Origin of the sequence: Sphingobium cloacae (genome assembly GCF_002355855.1) — a bacterium.
Lineage (GTDB): Bacteria > Pseudomonadota > Alphaproteobacteria > Sphingomonadales > Sphingomonadaceae > Sphingobium > Sphingobium cloacae.
Genome location: NZ_AP017657.1, coordinates 43359 through 60052, shown reverse-complemented (window position 1 = coordinate 60052; position 16694 = coordinate 43359). Strand labels below are relative to the sequence as shown.

At 63.6% G+C, this 16694-nt stretch carries 16 protein-coding genes and 3 pseudogenes; 2 read left to right on the top strand and 17 right to left on the bottom strand.

What is annotated here, in order from left to right; translation table 11 throughout:
- Nucleotides 1-113: 113 nt before the first annotated feature.
- The 9 genes from SCLO_RS20830 to SCLO_RS20785 all read right to left on the bottom strand — a co-directional run bounded on the left by SCLO_RS20830 (nucleotide 114) and on the right by SCLO_RS20785 (nucleotide 5887).
- The gene (locus SCLO_RS20830) at nucleotides 114-470 is read right to left on the bottom strand and encodes a hypothetical protein (protein ID WP_066521945.1); all 357 of its coding nucleotides are present in this window, start codon (nucleotides 468-470) and stop codon (nucleotides 114-116) included.
- Between the two features lie 150 nt (nucleotides 471-620).
- On the bottom strand, nucleotides 621-941 hold the full coding sequence (locus SCLO_RS20825; protein ID WP_083949232.1) for a TFIIB-type zinc ribbon-containing protein: 321 nt from the start codon (nucleotides 939-941) through the stop codon (nucleotides 621-623).
- Between the two features lie 68 nt (nucleotides 942-1009).
- Complete coding sequence (locus SCLO_RS20820; protein ID WP_231923460.1) at nucleotides 1010-1813, bottom strand: retroviral-like aspartic protease family protein; 804 nt, start codon at nucleotides 1811-1813, stop codon at nucleotides 1010-1012.
- 177 nt (nucleotides 1814-1990) lie between these two features.
- Nucleotides 1991-3340 carry an IS1380-like element ISSp1 family transposase gene (locus SCLO_RS20810; protein WP_013039775.1) on the bottom strand — a complete coding sequence of 450 codons (1350 nt, stop codon included), beginning with the start codon at nucleotides 3338-3340 and terminating at the stop codon, nucleotides 1991-1993.
- A gap of 78 nt (nucleotides 3341-3418) precedes the next feature.
- A complete protein-coding gene (locus SCLO_RS20805) occupies nucleotides 3419-3856 on the bottom strand; it encodes an aspartyl protease family protein (protein ID WP_096362251.1) in 438 nt (145 codons plus the stop codon).
- Nucleotides 3856-4494, bottom strand: coding sequence for an NAD(P)/FAD-dependent oxidoreductase (locus SCLO_RS20800; RefSeq protein ID WP_083949185.1), 639 nt, complete (start codon nucleotides 4492-4494; stop codon nucleotides 3856-3858). The genes SCLO_RS20805 and SCLO_RS20800 overlap by 1 nt, the downstream gene beginning before the upstream one ends.
- 125 nt (nucleotides 4495-4619) lie before the next feature.
- A complete protein-coding gene (locus SCLO_RS20795) occupies nucleotides 4620-4904 on the bottom strand; it encodes an XRE family transcriptional regulator (RefSeq protein ID WP_066520978.1) in 285 nt (94 codons plus the stop codon).
- On the bottom strand, nucleotides 4897-5253 hold the full coding sequence (locus SCLO_RS20790; RefSeq protein ID WP_066520988.1) for a type II toxin-antitoxin system RelE/ParE family toxin: 357 nt from the start codon (nucleotides 5251-5253) through the stop codon (nucleotides 4897-4899). Before SCLO_RS20790 ends, SCLO_RS20795 begins: the two co-directional genes overlap by 8 nt.
- A 31-nt stretch (nucleotides 5254-5284) precedes the next feature.
- Nucleotides 5285-5887 (bottom strand): recombinase family protein, encoded by a 603-nt coding sequence (locus SCLO_RS20785; protein ID WP_066520976.1) that lies wholly within the window; start codon nucleotides 5885-5887, stop codon nucleotides 5285-5287.
- A gap of 200 nt (nucleotides 5888-6087) precedes the next feature.
- Here SCLO_RS20785 and SCLO_RS24440 point away from each other — a divergent pair.
- A pseudogene (locus SCLO_RS24440) lies at nucleotides 6088-6519 on the top strand (DUF4158 domain-containing protein); the annotation flags it as partial.
- A 186-nt stretch (nucleotides 6520-6705) separates the two neighbouring features.
- A pseudogene (locus SCLO_RS24050) lies at nucleotides 6706-8334 on the top strand (Tn3 family transposase); the annotation flags it as partial.
- 53 nt (nucleotides 8335-8387) lie between these two features.
- On the opposite strand, the pseudogene SCLO_RS20775 reads toward SCLO_RS24050, so the two are convergent.
- The 8 genes and pseudogenes from SCLO_RS20775 to SCLO_RS20740 form a co-directional block, all read right to left on the bottom strand.
- A pseudogene (locus SCLO_RS20775) lies at nucleotides 8388-8684 on the bottom strand (NAD(P)/FAD-dependent oxidoreductase); the annotation flags it as partial.
- Nucleotides 8677-9177 (bottom strand): SRPBCC family protein, encoded by a 501-nt coding sequence (locus SCLO_RS20770; protein WP_066520973.1) that lies wholly within the window; start codon nucleotides 9175-9177, stop codon nucleotides 8677-8679. The gene SCLO_RS20770 and the pseudogene SCLO_RS20775, both read right to left, overlap by 8 nt.
- Before the next feature lie 147 nt (nucleotides 9178-9324).
- On the bottom strand, nucleotides 9325-9672 hold the full coding sequence (locus SCLO_RS20765; protein WP_066520969.1) for a DUF190 domain-containing protein: 348 nt from the start codon (nucleotides 9670-9672) through the stop codon (nucleotides 9325-9327).
- Nucleotides 9672-12929: an efflux RND transporter permease subunit gene (locus SCLO_RS20760; RefSeq protein WP_123905551.1), complete on the bottom strand. Its 3258-nt coding sequence runs from the start codon at nucleotides 12927-12929 to the stop codon at nucleotides 9672-9674. The genes SCLO_RS20765 and SCLO_RS20760 overlap by 1 nt, the downstream gene beginning before the upstream one ends.
- 3 nt (nucleotides 12930-12932) lie before the next feature.
- Nucleotides 12933-14111 carry an efflux RND transporter periplasmic adaptor subunit gene (locus SCLO_RS20755; protein WP_066520967.1) on the bottom strand — a complete coding sequence of 393 codons (1179 nt, stop codon included), beginning with the start codon at nucleotides 14109-14111 and terminating at the stop codon, nucleotides 12933-12935.
- A complete protein-coding gene (locus SCLO_RS20750; protein ID WP_066520965.1) occupies nucleotides 14108-15472 on the bottom strand; it encodes a TolC family protein in 1365 nt (454 codons plus the stop codon). Before SCLO_RS20750 ends, SCLO_RS20755 begins: the two co-directional genes overlap by 4 nt.
- 58 nt (nucleotides 15473-15530) lie before the next feature.
- A complete protein-coding gene (locus tag SCLO_RS20745) occupies nucleotides 15531-15848 on the bottom strand; it encodes a hypothetical protein (RefSeq protein WP_231923457.1) in 318 nt (105 codons plus the stop codon).
- A 158-nt stretch (nucleotides 15849-16006) separates the two neighbouring features.
- Nucleotides 16007-16657 (bottom strand): cation transporter, encoded by a 651-nt coding sequence (locus tag SCLO_RS20740; protein ID WP_066520979.1) that lies wholly within the window; start codon nucleotides 16655-16657, stop codon nucleotides 16007-16009.
- Between the last annotated feature and the right edge of the window lie 37 nt (nucleotides 16658-16694).

The following is a 16694-nucleotide window of genomic DNA, read 5'->3' as shown; positions in this document are numbered from 1 at the left end:
CCGATCATCCAAATGATGCGTCGCGATGATCGGCGATGGGGCTTGCGCCCCGGTTCGGAGCGCAACGAAGCGGCGGCAGGGCCGGCGGTGAGGAAGAGGGGCGCGAGCATTGCTTAGCTCGCCCCGTCCGAACGCACTTGCGTTCGCTTGCAGGCCAGCGGCGGGGAGCCAGGCCGCAGAAGCGTGATCCGGTCCCCGCCCGAGATCGTCACGTTGAGGTTGTGGCCGACATAAGTTTGTCCGCTGGCCGGCGAGGTCACGCGCACCGGGGCGGCTTTCGGATTGGTCTTGATATCAAGGGTCAGGCCATCGCCGAGGAAATCGACATCGAGGCGCGAACCATCGGGGCAGGCGTAGAAATGCTCCCCGATGAAATCCGGCAAGCGACGATCACCTGACACGGCGCTGTCGTCGCCGTTCGACGACGGCGAGCAGCCGAGCAGGCCCGGCGCTAGGGCAAGCCCGGCCACGATGCTAATCCATCGAGCCGGCCTGCTTTGCGATCGCCGGGCCTTCCTCAATCGTTCGCCATGGGCATTCAAGGGGGCACGCCCATGGCGCGGGCCGTTCTCACACGGGCACCCGAAGGACTCATTGTGCGGCGGCCGATTCACAGCAGTTCAGTCGAACAATTCGCGCAGGAAGCCCTTGCGCCGGCCATGACCCCCGCGCTCGTAGCCATGCTTTCCGCCATGACCGCCATGGCCGTGCTGATCGCCATGGCCGCGCTGTTCGTCGAACATTCCAAGACGGCCGCCCAGCGGCCTCACCCCGTCGTCGGCGACGCTGCGTTCGATGATCTTGTCGAGTTCGCCACGGTCGAGCCAGACCCCGCGACATTGCGGGCAATAGTCGATCTCGATGCCTTGGCGCTCGCTCATAACCAAATCAACGCGGCACGTTGGGCATAACAAGCCTTTAGAGGTTCGATTATCTTCCATGAGGCATCCTCTTTCCTGTATTCATCTTTCCCGATTGAACGATCATCGCGCCACCTCCGACGCGACCGCTAGTAATAATCTTCAAGCTCCAACGGGACTATTCTGCCCGTGTCGAGAAGTAGCTTCACGACGGTGCCTGGCCGGTCGAACCGCCATTTCCAAAGCTGGCCATGGGTGTATCCCCCGTTGATGCGTTGTCCGTTCACGGCGACGATCCGGGTTCCCACAACCCAATCATCACGCGCGGCGGGGCTTCCTCGCGCGACATGGACAACGACCAGGGCCGATCGATCGGCCTGAAGCCCAAGGCCGCTTCGGTCTTTGAGCAAAGGAAGTCGTTGGGCTTTGCGGAGCGGGCGCACCCAAAGACGGCTGCTCGAAATGTCGAATACCACATCGAACTGAGCGATCAGCGGGAGGCCGACATTTCCGACCGCACGCGCCGGCAGCCAACGGGGCATCGCGATCGAGGGTATGCCGTCGAGCGTTAGTCCACCGAATTGCACGCCGTCGATCGTGACCAGGCCCGCCGTCTGCACGCCGTCCACGCCTGCGATCAGAGCGCTGGATTGTGGCCGGCCTTCCGCCAAAGCCCGGTCCTGAAGCACGGCTTGAGATACGATCAGGGCGTTCGAGTTGCCCGTGTCGACCATCATTGACACAGGTCCGCCGTGAGGAAGGGTGACTAGCGTCAGCAGCTCTTGCTTGTCTCCCCGCGACACCGGCAGAACCTTCCAGCCAGCGCCGCCCTGAAATGTGCCGCTTGGCGAGAGCGAGTAGCGGCGTCGCCCAAAGTCGATCGCAACACATCGATCGATGAATAGATCGGTGCCAAGCACCAGATCGACCGATTGGCCAATCGTCCTCGACACGGCACTTAGCCTCTCTTATTCACGACGCTCGGTTTCGGGTCCGCTCTGGGCATTTGCTGCGGCTGGCTGTATTGCGCGGACGACCGGCATCGCTGGCGTTTGTTTCACCGCATTCGGATTGATGGGCTTTTCGGGTTGAAGGGCTGGGCTCGGAGTTCTGCGGCGCTGCCGCATGGGCTACGTCGGCGCAGGCTTCAGCCGGAGAACGAGGGCGCGGAACAGGTCGGCATCCGGACAGGCGGAAGCGAAGGCAATGCGGATGCGGCTAGCACTTTCTACGACGCGCGCAGCGACCTTGAGCAGCCGCAGGCGCAAGGTGGTAAACTCCGCGCTTGCCAGAGCAGCGGTCCTGGGCATCGCCTGCTGGATGCGCCATAGCAGCCAGTATGCGGCAGTGTGCAGTATCAGGCGCATCTGATTGGCATTGGCCGAGCGGCACGAGGTTCGGTCGCTGGCGAGCTGGGACTTGTGGCGCTTGATCAGGTTCTCGGCCTGACCACGCGCGCAGTAGAGCGTGTCGTAGATGTGCTCGGCCGATCCTGTTGCCAACGAGGTGACGACATAGCGGATGTCCATGCCCAGCGTGCTGGCCTCGATCCGTGCAACGACGCGACGCTGGCACTTCCAGGTCTTTGCCCCATAGCGGGTCTCGGCATAGTTGCGCAGGACGGGACACTGACGCTGGGCGCGCTTGACCGCGCAGGCATCGGCGACCGCAACAATGGCGGGATCGGCGCGCAGCGCTGAATTGGTGGGCAGGCCGAACACGTAATCGACGCGGGCCGCATCGCAGTAGGCCATGACCTCGGGTCGACCATAGTGCCCGTCGCCGCGGATAGTGATGTGGGTATCGGGCCAATTACGGCGCAGGTGACGCACCAGGCGTCGGATGTGCCCCGCCGCCTCCTTTCCAGAAGGCGTCTTGCCTGTGCGCAGCAGCATGGCCACCGGCCTGCCGGTCGCGGTGTCGTAGATATGGATCGGTAGGAAGCAGCGCTCCCCATGATGCCCGTTCCAGAACGAGAGCTGTTGATAGCCATGCACGACGTCGCACGTGTCGTCGATATCCAGCGTGACCGCTGTCGGAGGGGCGGGATAGCTGGCGCAGTAGATGTCGATCATCGCGGCCATCATGCTGGCCAGTTCGCGCGTAGTCGGTGCATTTTCCCACCGGCTCATCGTCGGTTGGCTGGCCAGCCCCGCGCCCGATTCCGGCAGCTTGCCGAGCGCCAGGCGGAAGCCTGGATCGTCGCGCAGAGCATCGAGATCATCGGCATCCTCATAGCCGCACGCAATCGCGAACACACGGGCACGCAGAATGTCATCCAGGCGATGGATCACCCGCGCTGGATCGCGCGGATCGGCAATACAAGCCGCCAGGCGCTGGCAAATCCCCATCGCGCGCTCGGCCTGTGCAAGCAGTAGAACACCGCCATCCGAGGTAAGCCGGCCACCGTCGAACGCAGCTGTGATTTTCTTGCGGCCGACTGCTGGGAATCCAAATGAGCTTGCGATATCATCGTTCATGGCGGGTGTGGCCCGTGGCATTTTCTGCCCTGCGGCAGGTTCGGCTTAGACACCCAGTTCCTAATTCAGATCAGAGGCTTACGCCACTCCCGCCAACCCTTCAGGACACTTTTGGTGAATAAGGCGGGTTAGGTCGCCGACGATTACGAACGGAAGCGCACGGGGGAGCCCCGCCAGCTCGACAACTACATCCTTGACGAGCGTGACGCCGGTTTTGGCCGCCAAGCCGCTGATCGTGCGGGCATCACCTGCCAGACCGAGCCGGGCCGCCAAATCGGACGAAAGGATGGTCGCGCCGCTGCCGCTATCGAGAATGCCCCTCGCCGGTTGGCCCGCGACCTTTGCAGCGGCTACTATTGTGTCGCCGGTAACGATCTCGAAAGCGTCCCAGCGGGCCACGTCCCCGCCGTGCGTCGACTTCGCGCTTACTCCGGCAGCCCAAGGCGCTCCGATCGCGACGCTCAATGCCGCATTTGTGGCAATGCCCTCCAAGACCGTGCGGCGCGGCATGTCCATCAGCTTCGCTCACTGATGGGCGTCTGACCGTCCAAGTCGCGCAGATCGTTGTGCATCGCGGTCGCTGCGATCGCCGCGTGCCCCATCGCCACACTGATTTGATCGAGCGACAAAACGATGTCACCGGCCGCATAGACGCCGCGGATGTTCGTGCGTTGCTTGGAGTCGACGACGATACACTGATCGTCGCTGAGTTCGGCCCGGAGCTGCCGGGCCAGCGCGTTGTTACTGTCCGATCCGAGCGCCGGATAGATCGTGTCGAACCGCAGTTCGCTGCCATCGACCAGATGTGTGATGACTTGGGGGTCAGAGAAATCGAGCCGTTCGAGCGCACTGCTCGCGATGGTCACCCCGGCACCTGTCAAACTGTCGCGATCGCTGCGGTCCAGCTCCACCGCGTTGTGCGCGATCAGGGTGATACGGTCGGAAAAAGTCCTCAGAAACAAGGCTTCGGCAACGCCGTGCGCATCAGCGCCAATGACACCGATCGCCTGATCGCTCGCCTCGAAGCCGTCGCAAACGGGGCAATAGCGCAAAAGCCCCCGATCGAGCGCGTCCCGATGCGTGGCGTCATCGATTTCCGGCCGCCGATTTTCCACGCCGGTCGCGATCAGGATCGAGCGGGCTGAGATTGCCAATCTGTCGCCGCCCGCGAAGAATCCGCCTGACGAACCCTTGAGGGCGTCACCTCAAGGTTTGTGCGCCAAACAACGATTTGGCGGACATAAGCGGAACATTCGGCGTAGTCGGCCTTGTTTGCTTATCAGATCAGCGCGAGCTCGACCCTACGCCCCACGACGGCGGCAGCGCGCTGCAGGGTTTCGATGGTGACATTGCCATCGGCGGGATCAAGCATGCGGTCTACTTGTGTCCTGCTGGTATGCATCAATAGCGCCAGTCGCTTCTTGCTGAGCTTGCGTTCGCGCATCGCCTCGGAAAGCTGCCAAGCGATGACTTCCTTGATGGCCTTGGCCTGGAATTCCGCGAGCACACCTTCTTCCTCGAGGAAGCTGTCCAGCGTCGGGCCGCGATGTTTGTTCTCAGCCATTTTCAACCTCTTTCTGGCGCTTGCGTGCCAATTCCAAATCTGCGGCTGGCGTCGTCTGTGACTTCTTGATAAATCCATGCAGCGCGTAGAGTTCGCCTTGGTGGAAACAGAACAGCACACGCGCGATCGTTCCGTCAGGCAGGGATGTACGCACTTCGAACAGCCCCTTTCCCATAGGGCGAACCAGCGGCATGCCAACCGGCCAGCGGAACTGGACCCGCTGTAAGTCCTGGCCAATCTCGCGGCGATTGGCTTCAGGGAGACCGAGTAGCCAGTCGCGAACGGGGACATTGCCTGCATCGGTCTGGTAGAACACCAGCTCGATGCGTTGTGCGGTCCCCGATCCCATGGCTACCATATGCACTATATAAGGTGCATAGTCAAGCTGGTTCCGCCGTCACGGCAGTGACCGTGGGCTGCCGGCCAAGGGTGCGATAAACTGTCGGACGCGAAATCGAGAACAGTTCGGCCAGGTCGCTGATCGAATAATCGCCGGTGTCATACATCCGGCGCAACTCCTTCTGCTGCCGATCAGATAGCTTTGGCTTCTTGCCGCGCAGCTTTCCCCGGGCGCGGGCGACGGCCATACCTTCCCGGGTCCGCATCCTGATCAGATCGGCTTCGAATTCCGCGAAGGTGGCAAGGATGTTGAAGAACAGCTTGCCCATGGGGTCGCCGGGATCGTGGACGCTGGCACTGAGTTGCAATCTCACGCCGCGTGCCGTCAGCTGGTCGCCGATCGCCCGTGCGTCGGGAACGGAGCGCGCAAGTCGGTCGAGCTTGGGCACCACCAGCGTGTCGCCATTGCGAACTGCGGCCAAGGCCTGATCCAAACCTGGTCGCGCACGATTGGTCCCGGTGAAACCGTGGTCGGTATAAATTCGATCCGGTGCCACCCCAAGCTGGACCAGAGCGTCGCGCTGTGCGGCAAGATCCTGCTTGTCCGTTGAGCAGCGGGCATAGCCGATCAGGGTGTTGGTCATCCGGGACTTGTATCGCAGAAGGGGCCTTCAACGCAAAACAAATCGGACCAGTCAAACGAGACAGGCGGAACACAGGTTTTCGGTGCGATGGCGGCGCTGCCGACACATGTTCGCTAAGGGATCGTCTATCGGACAGTGCACCTCTTCGCATTGGCAGACCCTCGCGTTAATCTGACGCGACGAATCGGTGGGAGGGCAAATTGGCGAGACGACGGCTCCTGACTGATCACGAGCGCCGATGCCTATTCGAGCCGCCGACCGACGACATCGCGATCATCGCCAACTACACGTTGTCCGCCGAAGACATCGAAGTGATCGGCAGGCGCTACGGCGCGCCGAACAGGCTTGGCCTCGCAAGCCATATTGCCTTGATGCGTCATCTTGGATTCGGCTTGCCGGGAAACAATGCCGTCCCGACCCCCGTTTTGCATTACCTCGCCGCCCAACTGCACGTCGATCCGGCAGCGCTCACCAGCTATGGTCAGCGCTCACAGACCCGAAACGACCATGCCGAGATCGTCGCCCGATACCTGGGGCTTCATCCCTTCCGGCGCATGGACATTCCTTTCGCGCTGGAACTGGCGGAAGCCGCCGCGCGACACACAGATCGCGGCGAACCCATCGTTCGCGCACTGATCGAGGGGCTGAAGGACAAGCGCTTCATCTTGCCCGCCTCGGATACCTTGGGGCGGGCCGGACTTGCCGGACGGGCTCGCGCGCGCAAAGCGGCCGCAGCCGCACTCATCGAGACGCTAGATTCCTCCGAGATGGCGCATCTCGACGACCTGCTCGTCAACAATTCCGATTTCGGGATGACGCCCTTGGCCTGGCTCCGCGCCTACGATGAAGCGCCGAATACAGCGAACATCAATGGCCTCTTGGAGCGGTTGCGGTTTGTGCGCAATATTGGCATCGATCCCGCAGTCAGCTCCGAGATCCCCGAATTCCGCTTCGCCCAATTTGTTCGCGAAGGCGGCGTGGCCCCGGCCTTTCTCCTCTCTGACTACAGCCTTAATCGCCGCCGCGCGACGCTTGTGGCAGCCGTCATCGATCTTGAAGCCCGGCTTGCCGATGGTGCGATCCAGATGTTCGATCGTCTGATCGGCGGCATGTTCACCCGCGCACGGCGCGGCCGGGAGAGGCGCTATCAGGACAGCATCCAGTCCGTCGGCCAGCTGATGCGACTGTTCGGCGCGACGATTTCGGCCCTTGATGAAGCGATCCAGCACGGCGGCGATCCGCTCGAGCTGATCGATGAAATGGTGGGTTGGCACAAGCTGGTGGCCGCAAAGGCGCAGGCCGGATAGCTGGCGGTCGGCACCAATCTGGGCTTGGAGCGCATGGCCAATGCCAGCGAAGGCGTGACCTATGCTCAGATCGCGTGGACGCACAATTGGTACCTGTCGCCCGAAAATTACAGCCACGCACTCCAGACGATAGTCGCGGCCCATCATCAGCTTCCGTTCGCGCGCCACTGGGGCGCGGGAACCAGCTCGTCGTCCGACGGCCAGTTTTTCCGCTCCGGAAGAAGCCGGTCGGGCGCCGCCGAGGTCAATGCCAAGTACGGTGCAGAGCCAGGGGTGAAGATATATTCGCATGTCTCCGACCATTTTGCATCCTTCGGCTCGCGGATCATGTCCGCAACAGCCGGGGAAGCGCCCTATGTGCTCGATGGTCTGGTTCTGGGCGCCGGGCAACTCCCGTTGCACGAACATTATACCGACACCGGCGGTGCCAGTGACCATGTGTTCGGGTTGTGCCACCTACTGGGCTTCCGATTCGTCCCGCGATTGCGCGACATTGCGGATCGCAAGCTTGGCTCCATTCTGGCACCATCATCCTATCGGGGCATCGAATGTCTGATGGGCCGCACGATCAAGACAGCCGCGATCGAAGCCGATTGGGATGACATCGTCCGGGTCGTGGCGTCGATCAAGGATGGCACTGTCGCGCCCTCGGTCATCATGCGCAAGCTTGCTGCCTACAAGCGGCAAAACAAACTGGATTTTGCGCTTGCCGAACTCGGCCGCATCGAGCGCACGCTGTTCGCGCTCGACTGGCTGGAACAGCCCACGCTTCGGCGGGCATGCCAAGCGGGCCTGAACAAGGGGGAGGCGCGGCATACTTTGGCAGCGGCCATCTACACCAATCGCCAGGGCCGATTTACGGATCGAAGCCTCGAAAACCAGGAATACCGCGCTTCGGGCCTCAATCTGCTGATCGCGGCGATTTCCTATTGGAACACGCTCTATCTTGACCGGGCTGTGCAGCATCTCGGTGCTACCGACATCGAATTTGATCTAGCGCTGCTTGCCCATCTGTCGCCAATGGGCTGGGCGCACATCAGCCTGACCGGCGATTATCTTTGGGACCAGGCCAAGCGAATTTCTGCGGGCGAATTTCGGCCGCTGAACGATCCGCTGGCGCGGCTCAAGCTCGTGGCATGACCGATGTTCCCGAAATGTCCGTCAAATCGTTGTCTGGCGCACAAACCTTGAAGTGACGCCTTGAGCCTGTCTATGCGACCGGTTGTGATCGTCGCGCCATAGCGTTCCGCTTGATCGCGAATGCGGCCTAGCAGTTCCTCACCGTTGATGCCGTCCGGAAAGCCTGCATGATTATGCGAGCGCGGAATCCATTTCGCGCGGCTGTGCCCTTCATCGACCACGATCACGCGACGGCGGTAGCGGGCGAGATAGATCGCGGCGGTCAAGCCTGCCGGGCCACCGCCGACGATCAGTGCATCGTAAGGACCGCACCGCTCTGGGCTCGCGTTCGAGGTTGCCGTGTCAATCATTGGCCGCATGGCCACCGGGCGGTGATTTGAGGGGGCGTCTTCGCTGGCGCATGGATTGCCCCGGAAGGCGCGATTGCCGGCGCAGAAGCGCGAGGAACGCGGCATCCTGTATCCGCATCGTCCGCCGCAGCCCTTTGCGCATCATGCGGCCCACCAAGGCCCCGACGATGCCCCGGCACTCGACCGAATGGTGGATGCGAACACCGTTCGCGATGGGCTCGATCTCGTAACGCTCGTCGAAGGTCAAAAACCCCCGTACGCCCATCTGCCAGCCAATCAGTTGCGGCTTGACCAGCCTGTTGATGACCATTTGCGTCGTCATCTTCCGGTCGCCTTTGAACAGCAGCCAGGTGACATCCATTTCCGCGCCGCGTTCGGCTTCTCCCGCTATGCGATAGACCGGGTGCCAGCGCGCATAGCCCTTCAAATCGGAGAGCAGCGACCAGACGCGCAGCGCCGACATATTGAAATCGAGTGTGGTTTCTTCCTTCATGGCAGCCTGTCCTGTCTGGCCGCGACACGGCCAAACCGGAGGCCGCGCCAAGGCGGCCTCCCTCCCCATATGACGGGGGATTGATGGGAGCTGGCGAGGACGCGAGGGCTTGCTTGGTGCAAGCCTCCGCGCTCACCGGGCCGGGGTTCATCGGGCGGGGCCTTTCAGCGTCTTGCTGGCCTTGCCGCCAATGACCTCGATCGCTTCGAGGGTGATGAGCCCGATGTCGGGCACATCATCCAGATCGGTGACGAACGCGCGCAACGCATCCTCGAAATCGACGATCTCGATCACCACGGCCCGATCGCTTTCGAGCACATGGCGGCGATGGACGTGCGCGGAAGTCCCGAAGCCGATCAGGGCTTCAAGGACCGTCAGACCCGCAATCTTCCGATCACGCGCGAGCGAAGCGACATATTCGAACACCTTTCGGTCGCCGATGTAGGCCGCTTCATCCGTGTAGATTCGAAGCAATTTTCTGGCTGGCTCTGCCATCACGCATCTCCTTGGCTGGGGACGGGTTCCGCGCCATGCTGCGGTCCGGTCTCTTCTGCTTGGTGTTTGTCGCTGCGGCCGAGGATCACCTTGGCGATCGCCGGCAGCACGAGCAGGGTCAGGATGGTGGCCGCGATCAGGCCACCGATCACGGTTGTGGCGAGCGGCTTCTGAACCTCAGCGCCCGTCCCATGGGCGAGCGCCATCGGCACGAAGCCGATCGCTGGCACGAAGCCGGTCATCACTACGGCGCGCATCTTGTCGGCCATGCCGTCGCGGATCGCCTCCACGATCGGCATCCCTGCCTCACTGCGTTCGCGGATGGCGGTCATCACGACGAGACCGTTCAAAACTGCGACACCAGCCAAGCAGATAAAGCCAACTGCTGCCGACACCGAGAAATTGATGCCGGTCAGGGCGAGCGTGAACACGCCGCCGGCCAAGCCCAGCGGCACCGCCAGAAACACCGCGCCGGCTCGCCCGAAGCTCCCCAGCGCCATGTAGAGCAGCCCGAAGATCGCGAGGAAGCAGAGCGGCACGACGATCGACAGGCGCTTGGACGCGGCCTGTAGGTTCTCGAACTGGCCACCCCATTCGAGGTAGTAGCCCGCCGGGAGCTTGACCTGTGCGATCTTCGCCTGTGCTTCTTCCACGAACGATCCCGCATCGCGTCCGGCCAAGTTGACCTGCACGACGACACGGCGCTTGCCATTCTCGCGGCTAATCTGGTTGAGCCCTTCGGTCAGCCGGATTTGAGCCACTTGAGCGAGCGGCACCTGACTTCGCGGACGGCCCTCAGCGGCCGGCAGCAACACCGGCAGCACCCGGATGTCGTCGAGGTTCGCACGGGTCGCGTCGGGCACGCGCACCGTCACGTCGAACCGGCGATCGCCTTCATAGACGAGGCCGGATTCGCGTCCGCCAAGGCCCGCCGCAACCGTGTCCGCCACGTCGCGGACCGTGAGTCCGAGGCGGGCGATGGCGGCGCGATCGAGCTTCACGTCGAGGGTCGGCGCACCACCCACCTGATCGGCCTTCACGCTGGCCGCGCCGGGGATGCCTTGCAGCACGCGAACCATTTCGTTCGCGGCCTGCGACATCTTATCGAGATCATCGCCATAGAGCTTGATCGCGACATCGCCGCGCACACCCGCGATCAGCTCGTTGAAGCGGAGCTGGATCGGCTGACTGACTTCATAGAGATTGCCGAGCTTCCCGCCCGCCGCCTTTTCGATCCGGGCAACGGCGTCCGCCTTCGTCTCGACACCCGCCGGCCACTGATCTTGCGGCTTGAGGATGACGAAGCCGTCCGACACGTTCGGCGGCATCGGATCGGTCGCGACTTCGGCGGTGCCGGTTTTGGAGAACATCGTCTCCACTTCCGGCAGGCGCTTCACCGCCGCTTCGACTTGGCGCTGCATAACGAGCGACTGTTCGAGGCTGACCGAGGGCACGCGCGTCGAGGCCATTGCGAGGTTCTTTTCGTCGAGCTGGGGGATAAACTCCGATCCCAGCAGGCCGAAGGCCGGGATGGCGGCCAGGAAGAAGGCGAGGCCGCCGAGGATGAACGGCCATGGCCGTGCAATCGCCTTGTCCAGCAGCGGCAGATAGCGTTCCTTGGACTTGCGGATCAGCCACACGTCCTTTTCCGCGACCTTGCCCCGGATCAGGATCGCGACCATCGCCGGAACGAGGGTAATCGCGAGCACGAACGCCGCGACCAGCGCGAGCATGATGGTGATGGCCATCGGCGAGAAGGTTTTGCCCTCGACGCCCGTGAAGGTCAGCAGCGGCGCGAAGGCCAAGAGAATGATCGCCTGCCCGAAGACGGTCGGCTTAATCATTTCCTGCGCCGCCCGCATCGTCTCTTCGAGACGTTCGCGGAGCGACAGCAACCGGCCTTCATGCTCTTGTCGATGCGCCAGTCTGGCGAGGCAGTTTTCGATGATGATGACTGCGCCATCGACGATCAAACCGAAGTCGAGCGCGCCCAGGCTCATCAGATTGCCGGGCACGTTAAAGGCGTTCATTCCCATCGCCATCATCAGGAATGAGAAGGGGATGACAAGAACGGCGATCAGCGCGGCGCGCCAATTGCCGAGCAGCAGGAAGAGCGATGCCGCGACGAGGATCGCGCCTTCGGTCAGGTTGCGCTGGACTGTCGCCACCGTGGCGCTGACCAGCTTGGCACGGTCGAGCACCACTTTGACTTCGATGCCGGGTGGCAGGGTTTTGGCGACCTGATCGAGCTTGGCGGATGACTGTTCGGCAACCACCCGGCTGTTCTGGCCGATCAGCATCAGAACGGTGCCGATGACGGCTTCGTTGCCGTTCATGCTGCCGGCGCCGGTGCGCAGATCGCCCCCGATTTTCACATTGGCAATCTGGCCGATCGTGATCGGCACGCCGCCCCGCGTTGCCGCGACGGCGTTCCGGATCTCGTCGACCGTGCGGACGCGGGAATCGACGCGGACGAGATAGGCTTCGCCGCCCCGGTTATAGTAGTTCGCGCCGACCGCGAGGTTGGCGTTTTCGAGCGCCTGGCCCAGCTCGCTATAGGAAATGCCGAAACTGGCGAGCTTCGTGGGATCGGGCTCGACGACGAATGTCTTGGCATAGCCGCCGATCGAGTCGACGCCGGCAACGCCGCCCACCGAGCGGAGCTGCGGGCTGATGATCCAATCTTGGACCGTCCGGAGGTAGCCGGCCTTGGAAACCGGATCGCTCAGGCGGTCGCCTTCGGGGGTGAGATAGCTGCCATCGGGCTGCCATCCGGGTTGCCCGGCGACCTTCTTGGCGCCGCGGCCGTCGGGGTTGGCATAGCCAACGGTATACATGACGATTTCGCCCAAGCCGGTCGTGACCGGCCCGACCTGCGGCTGCACGCCTTCGGGCAGCTTCTCGGCTGCCTGTCGCAACCGTTCACCGACCTGTTGGCGTGCAAAATAGAGGTCGGTTTTGTCGGTGAAGATCGCCGTGACCTGGCTGAAACCATTGCGCGAGATCGAGCGTGTGGTTTCGAGGCCGGGAATGCCGGCGAGCGAAATTTCGACCGGATAGGTAACGAGCTTTTCAATTTCGACCGGCGACAGGCGCGGGTCGATCGTGTTGATTTGGACCTGTTTGTTGGTGATGTCCGGCACGGCGTCGATCGGCAGCTTGGAGAGCTGCCAGACGCCGAGGCCGGCGATGACGAGGAATAGCGCTAGGACCGTCCAGCGAGCGCGGACGGAGAGCGCCATGAGATTGGCGATCATGCTCTATTCCTCCTCGCCCGCGCCCTTGCCGATCTCGGCTTTGAGCAAGAAGGCGTTGCGGGTGGCGATTTGGCTGCCCGCCGACAGGCCCCGGATGATTTCGACGCGACCATTGCTGCGCTGGCCGATCGTCACCGTCTGCGCCCGGAAACCCTGCGCCGTGCGGAGGAACACTACGTCACGGCCTTCAAGCGATTGCAGCGCCTCTTCGGGCACGACGATCGCATTCGAGCTGTCGCCACGGCTCGGCAACAAGCGGACACGCACCGCGAGTCCCGGTTGCAGCGTGCCGGACACATCCAGCACCGCCGTCGCCGAGCGCGTCTCGCTCGCGAGGCCCGGCGTGACGGCGCGGACGCGCGCGTCCATCGTCCGACCGTCCGGCAGCTCGATAATGGCCTTGTCACCCGGTGATAGGCGCTGTGCGTCCGTTGGCCCGACAGCCGCCTCAATCTGCACCTTGGAGGCGTCAGCCACCCGCATCAGTTCGGTCTCGGGCTGAACGAACGCGCCCAGGCTGACACTGGCGGCCGTCACACGCCCTGAAATCGGGCTCGATACGACAACGCCGCGCCCATCGGACGTGACCCGTGCCGCGCCGGCAGATACGCTTGCGCGCCGCGCTTCGGCGGCGGCGGCGGCGGCATCGGCCTCAGCCTGTTCCAGCTCGACCCGCGCCGATACCTTTTGCCGGAAGAGATATTGTTCACGGGCGAGCGCCTTTTGCGCCTGCACCGCCTTAGCCGCCGCAGCAGTGCGATCGGCGGCAATCTGCGCCGCGTCCCGGCTTTCGACGATCGCCAGCGTCTCGCCAGCCCGAACCGGATCGCCGAGCCGCTTCATCAGCCGCGTCACCGCGCCCGCAGCGCGGGCCGTGACGATCGCCTCGCCTTGCGGCGATGCGCTCACCGTCGCCTGTGCCACGATCTCGGCACCGAGGCCGCCGGCTTGGATCGTCTCTGTCGAAATGCCGGCCTGCGTGATCGCTTGAGCGTTCATCGCGACCGCATCGGGCGTCTTCTCTTCCTTTGCCGGGGCGGCAGCGTTCCCGGCCGCCGCTTCCGTCGCGGGCTTGTCGGCGGTGCATTTGGCGACGGCGAAGCCGCCCAGCGCTGCTACGAGGGCGATGGCGCCAGCGCCGCCCAGCAGTCGCCGCTTCTGATTAGCGTCCTGATCGATCATCGGTTGTCTCCGGAAACGAGGGGGGCCGGCGTGGTGAGCCGGTCGAGCCGAGCCTGTGCGTCGTGGTAGGCGGCGAGCGCATCGACGTAGGTCTGGCGGGTCTGTGAAAGGGTCCGCTCGGCATCGAGCAGCGCGATTTGGTCGAACTTGCCTTGGGCCCAGCCAATCCGCGCGATGCGGGCGGCTTCCTGTGCTGCGGCAAGCCCGGGCCCGCCGGCCGCCCGCGCGGTCGCGGCGGCGTTTGCCACTTCGGCTTGAGCGCTGGCGATGGCCTGGCGTGTGTCGATCACGGCGAGGTTGCGTTGTGCAACCGCGACCGTCTGTTCCGATCGGGACTGTGCCACGAAGGCGCTGCCGTTATTGAACAGCGGGATCGGGATCGAAATGCCGACGACGGCGGCCGTGTCGCCCGTCGCCTGCAAGCGGCGGGCGAAGGTGCTGACCGTGAGGTCCGGCACCCTCAGCGACTTCGCGACGCGCACTTGCGCGTCCGCCGTTCGCACGTCGGCTTCGGCCGCCGCGAGCGTCAGGGTGCCTTCTACCTCGATCGGTCGCGGTGGGCCGTAACCGTCGACCCGATCGAACCATGCTTGGTCGAGCGGGCCGGTGACAGGCGCGTTGAGCAGCGTGGCCAGATTGGTGCGTGCGGCCTGCGCCTGGCGAGCGGCGCTTTCCGCTGCCACTTGTGCGTTGATCCGCAACACGTCGGCGCGCTGCTGTTCGATCGGGCCAACATCCCCCGCCGTGACCCGCTCCCGCGAGGCGCGGAAGGCATTGGCCGCAATGCTGGCTTGTTCGGCCAGCACGTCGGCCCGCCGCTCGGCTGCGGCGGCCTCGATGTAGAGTTGAATGATCCGGAGCCGCAGATCGGCGCGCGCGATTTCCGCCTGAATCTGCGCCCGTGTCAGGCGCGCGGTGGCGAGCGCGACCCGCGCCGGCCGCTTGCCGCCAAGTTCGAGCGGGAGAGCGACGCCGACTGTCGTTTCGGAGCTGCGCAGCCCCTTATAGACGCCCGAGCCGGCGATGTTCTCGACTTGCGACTGTAGCTCAGGATTGGGCCGCAACCCGGCCACCCGGCGGGCGGCCGTGGCAGCGTCGACCCCGGCAGTGGCCGCCGCGACGGACGGCAGGCTAGTCGGGGCGGCCGAAGGCCCGCCAAGCGGGCGCGTTGTGCTGCTGATATTTGCAGCACTTGGAGAAGGCGACATGCCGCCAGCGGCAAGCGCGCTGTCGAGCGTGAAGATGGGCGCTGTCTGTGACGCCGCGCTCGCCGCCGGGAGACCCGGCGACGGCGCCGTCTGCGCCCCGGCCGCTTCGGCCAAGGACGCCGCGGCCAGCACGGCCGCGATGATTCGATACATGAAGGATGGCTCCTGACAATTCCAAGGGCGCCGCAGACGTGCGGCTAGAGTGGAATTGTCAGGCTATCGGAGGACGAAGAGCCGGGTCGGCTGTGGCCAGCGGCACGAACGGGAGGCTGCGAAGCGGCAGCGATACGGCCGTGTGGAATCCCGTCACCACAACCGCTTCGGACACGCGATCGCACACCTGATGGCCGTGACAGCCACCATGATGATGAGGATAGCCTTTCTCGGCATCCTTGGGCACCTGATCGGCATCGCCGCTGCTATGGCCCATGCTGGCCGCAGTGCTGGTGTCGATGCAGGCGACCGGCTCCGCCGCGTGCGCGATCGCTCCGCCCGTCAAAGACAGGCTGACGAAAATCGCAGCAAGCATGAGGAATAGGCGGCGCATCACTTAGAGACCTAGCACAACGATGTTCGGTGACGAAGAAAACAATCGACTCGGATGAGAAGATTTCGCCCGGCAAAGGTTTCTGCCGGCGCGCATGTTGATCCCTTGGTGTGAAAAGCAGGTTTCACGGTCATCGTGGCTCACCGTAACACGTCGGGCGAAACGGGACGGGCATCACGCCAAGCCGGAATGGCTTCGGCCAGAACCCGCCACGCCGATCGAAGGAATATCAGGGCGATCACGCCCCCGACCACGATGTCCGGCCAAGCCGTGTCAGTGAAGGCCACCAGGCCGGCGGCAATCAAGACGCCAATATTTGAAGCGACATCGTTGCGCGAACACTCGAATGTGCTCGACATATTCACATTTTCGGACCGGAACTGCCACAGCAGGGCAAGGCAACTGAGGTTTGCGACGAGCGCGATCCCGCCGAAAACGAGCATCAACGTCGAGGAAGGCGGCACGCCATTAACGATCTTGTTGGCGATCTCGAACAGCACAGCGACGCCGAAGGCGAGAATGATCCCACCCTTGGCGAGCGCCGCTCCTGCTTCCCAGCGCGGGCCACGGGTCAGGGCGTAAAGGCTGATCGCATAGACGACGGCATCGCCGAGCATGTCGACCGAATCTGCCATGAGCGCGGACGATTGCGCGATCAGACCTCCGCCAAACTCAGCGACGAACATGACGAAGTTGATCGCCATGACGATGAGCAGCACACGGCGCTGATCGGCCTTTCGGCCGAGCTGGGCGATCGTGTCGCCTTTTCGTGAGCAGCAATCGTCCGACAAGACAGCCTCGATTCGCGTGACGGACACCTTATATGAA

What these genes read in the sequence shown, in the direction of transcription:
- SCLO_RS20825 (WP_083949232.1), bottom strand. Translation starts at nt 941, where the DNA reads ATGGAAGATAATCGAACCTCTAAAGGCTTGTTATGCCCAACGTGCCGC.
- SCLO_RS20810 (WP_013039775.1), bottom strand. Translation starts at nt 3,340, where the DNA reads ATGAACGATGATATCGCAAGCTCATTTGGATTCCCAGCAGTCGGCCGC.
- SCLO_RS20805 (WP_096362251.1), bottom strand. Translation starts at nt 3,856, where the DNA reads ATGGACATGCCGCGCCGCACGGTCTTGGAGGGCATTGCCACAAATGCG.
- SCLO_RS20795 (WP_066520978.1), bottom strand. Translation starts at nt 4,904, where the DNA reads ATGGCTGAGAACAAACATCGCGGCCCGACGCTGGACAGCTTCCTCGAG.
- SCLO_RS20790 (WP_066520988.1), bottom strand. Translation starts at nt 5,253, where the DNA reads ATGGGATCGGGGACCGCACAACGCATCGAGCTGGTGTTCTACCAGACC.
- SCLO_RS20785 (WP_066520976.1), bottom strand. Translation starts at nt 5,887, where the DNA reads ATGACCAACACCCTGATCGGCTATGCCCGCTGCTCAACGGACAAGCAG.
- SCLO_RS20770 (WP_066520973.1), bottom strand. Translation starts at nt 9,177, where the DNA reads ATGAAGGAAGAAACCACACTCGATTTCAATATGTCGGCGCTGCGCGTC.
- SCLO_RS20765 (WP_066520969.1), bottom strand. Translation starts at nt 9,672, where the DNA reads ATGGCAGAGCCAGCCAGAAAATTGCTTCGAATCTACACGGATGAAGCG.
- SCLO_RS20760 (WP_123905551.1), bottom strand. Translation starts at nt 12,929, where the DNA reads ATGATCGCCAATCTCATGGCGCTCTCCGTCCGCGCTCGCTGGACGGTC.
- SCLO_RS20755 (WP_066520967.1), bottom strand. Translation starts at nt 14,111, where the DNA reads ATGATCGATCAGGACGCTAATCAGAAGCGGCGACTGCTGGGCGGCGCT.
- SCLO_RS20750 (WP_066520965.1), bottom strand. Translation starts at nt 15,472, where the DNA reads ATGTATCGAATCATCGCGGCCGTGCTGGCCGCGGCGTCCTTGGCCGAA.
- SCLO_RS20745 (WP_231923457.1), bottom strand. Translation starts at nt 15,848, where the DNA reads ATGCTTGCTGCGATTTTCGTCAGCCTGTCTTTGACGGGCGGAGCGATC.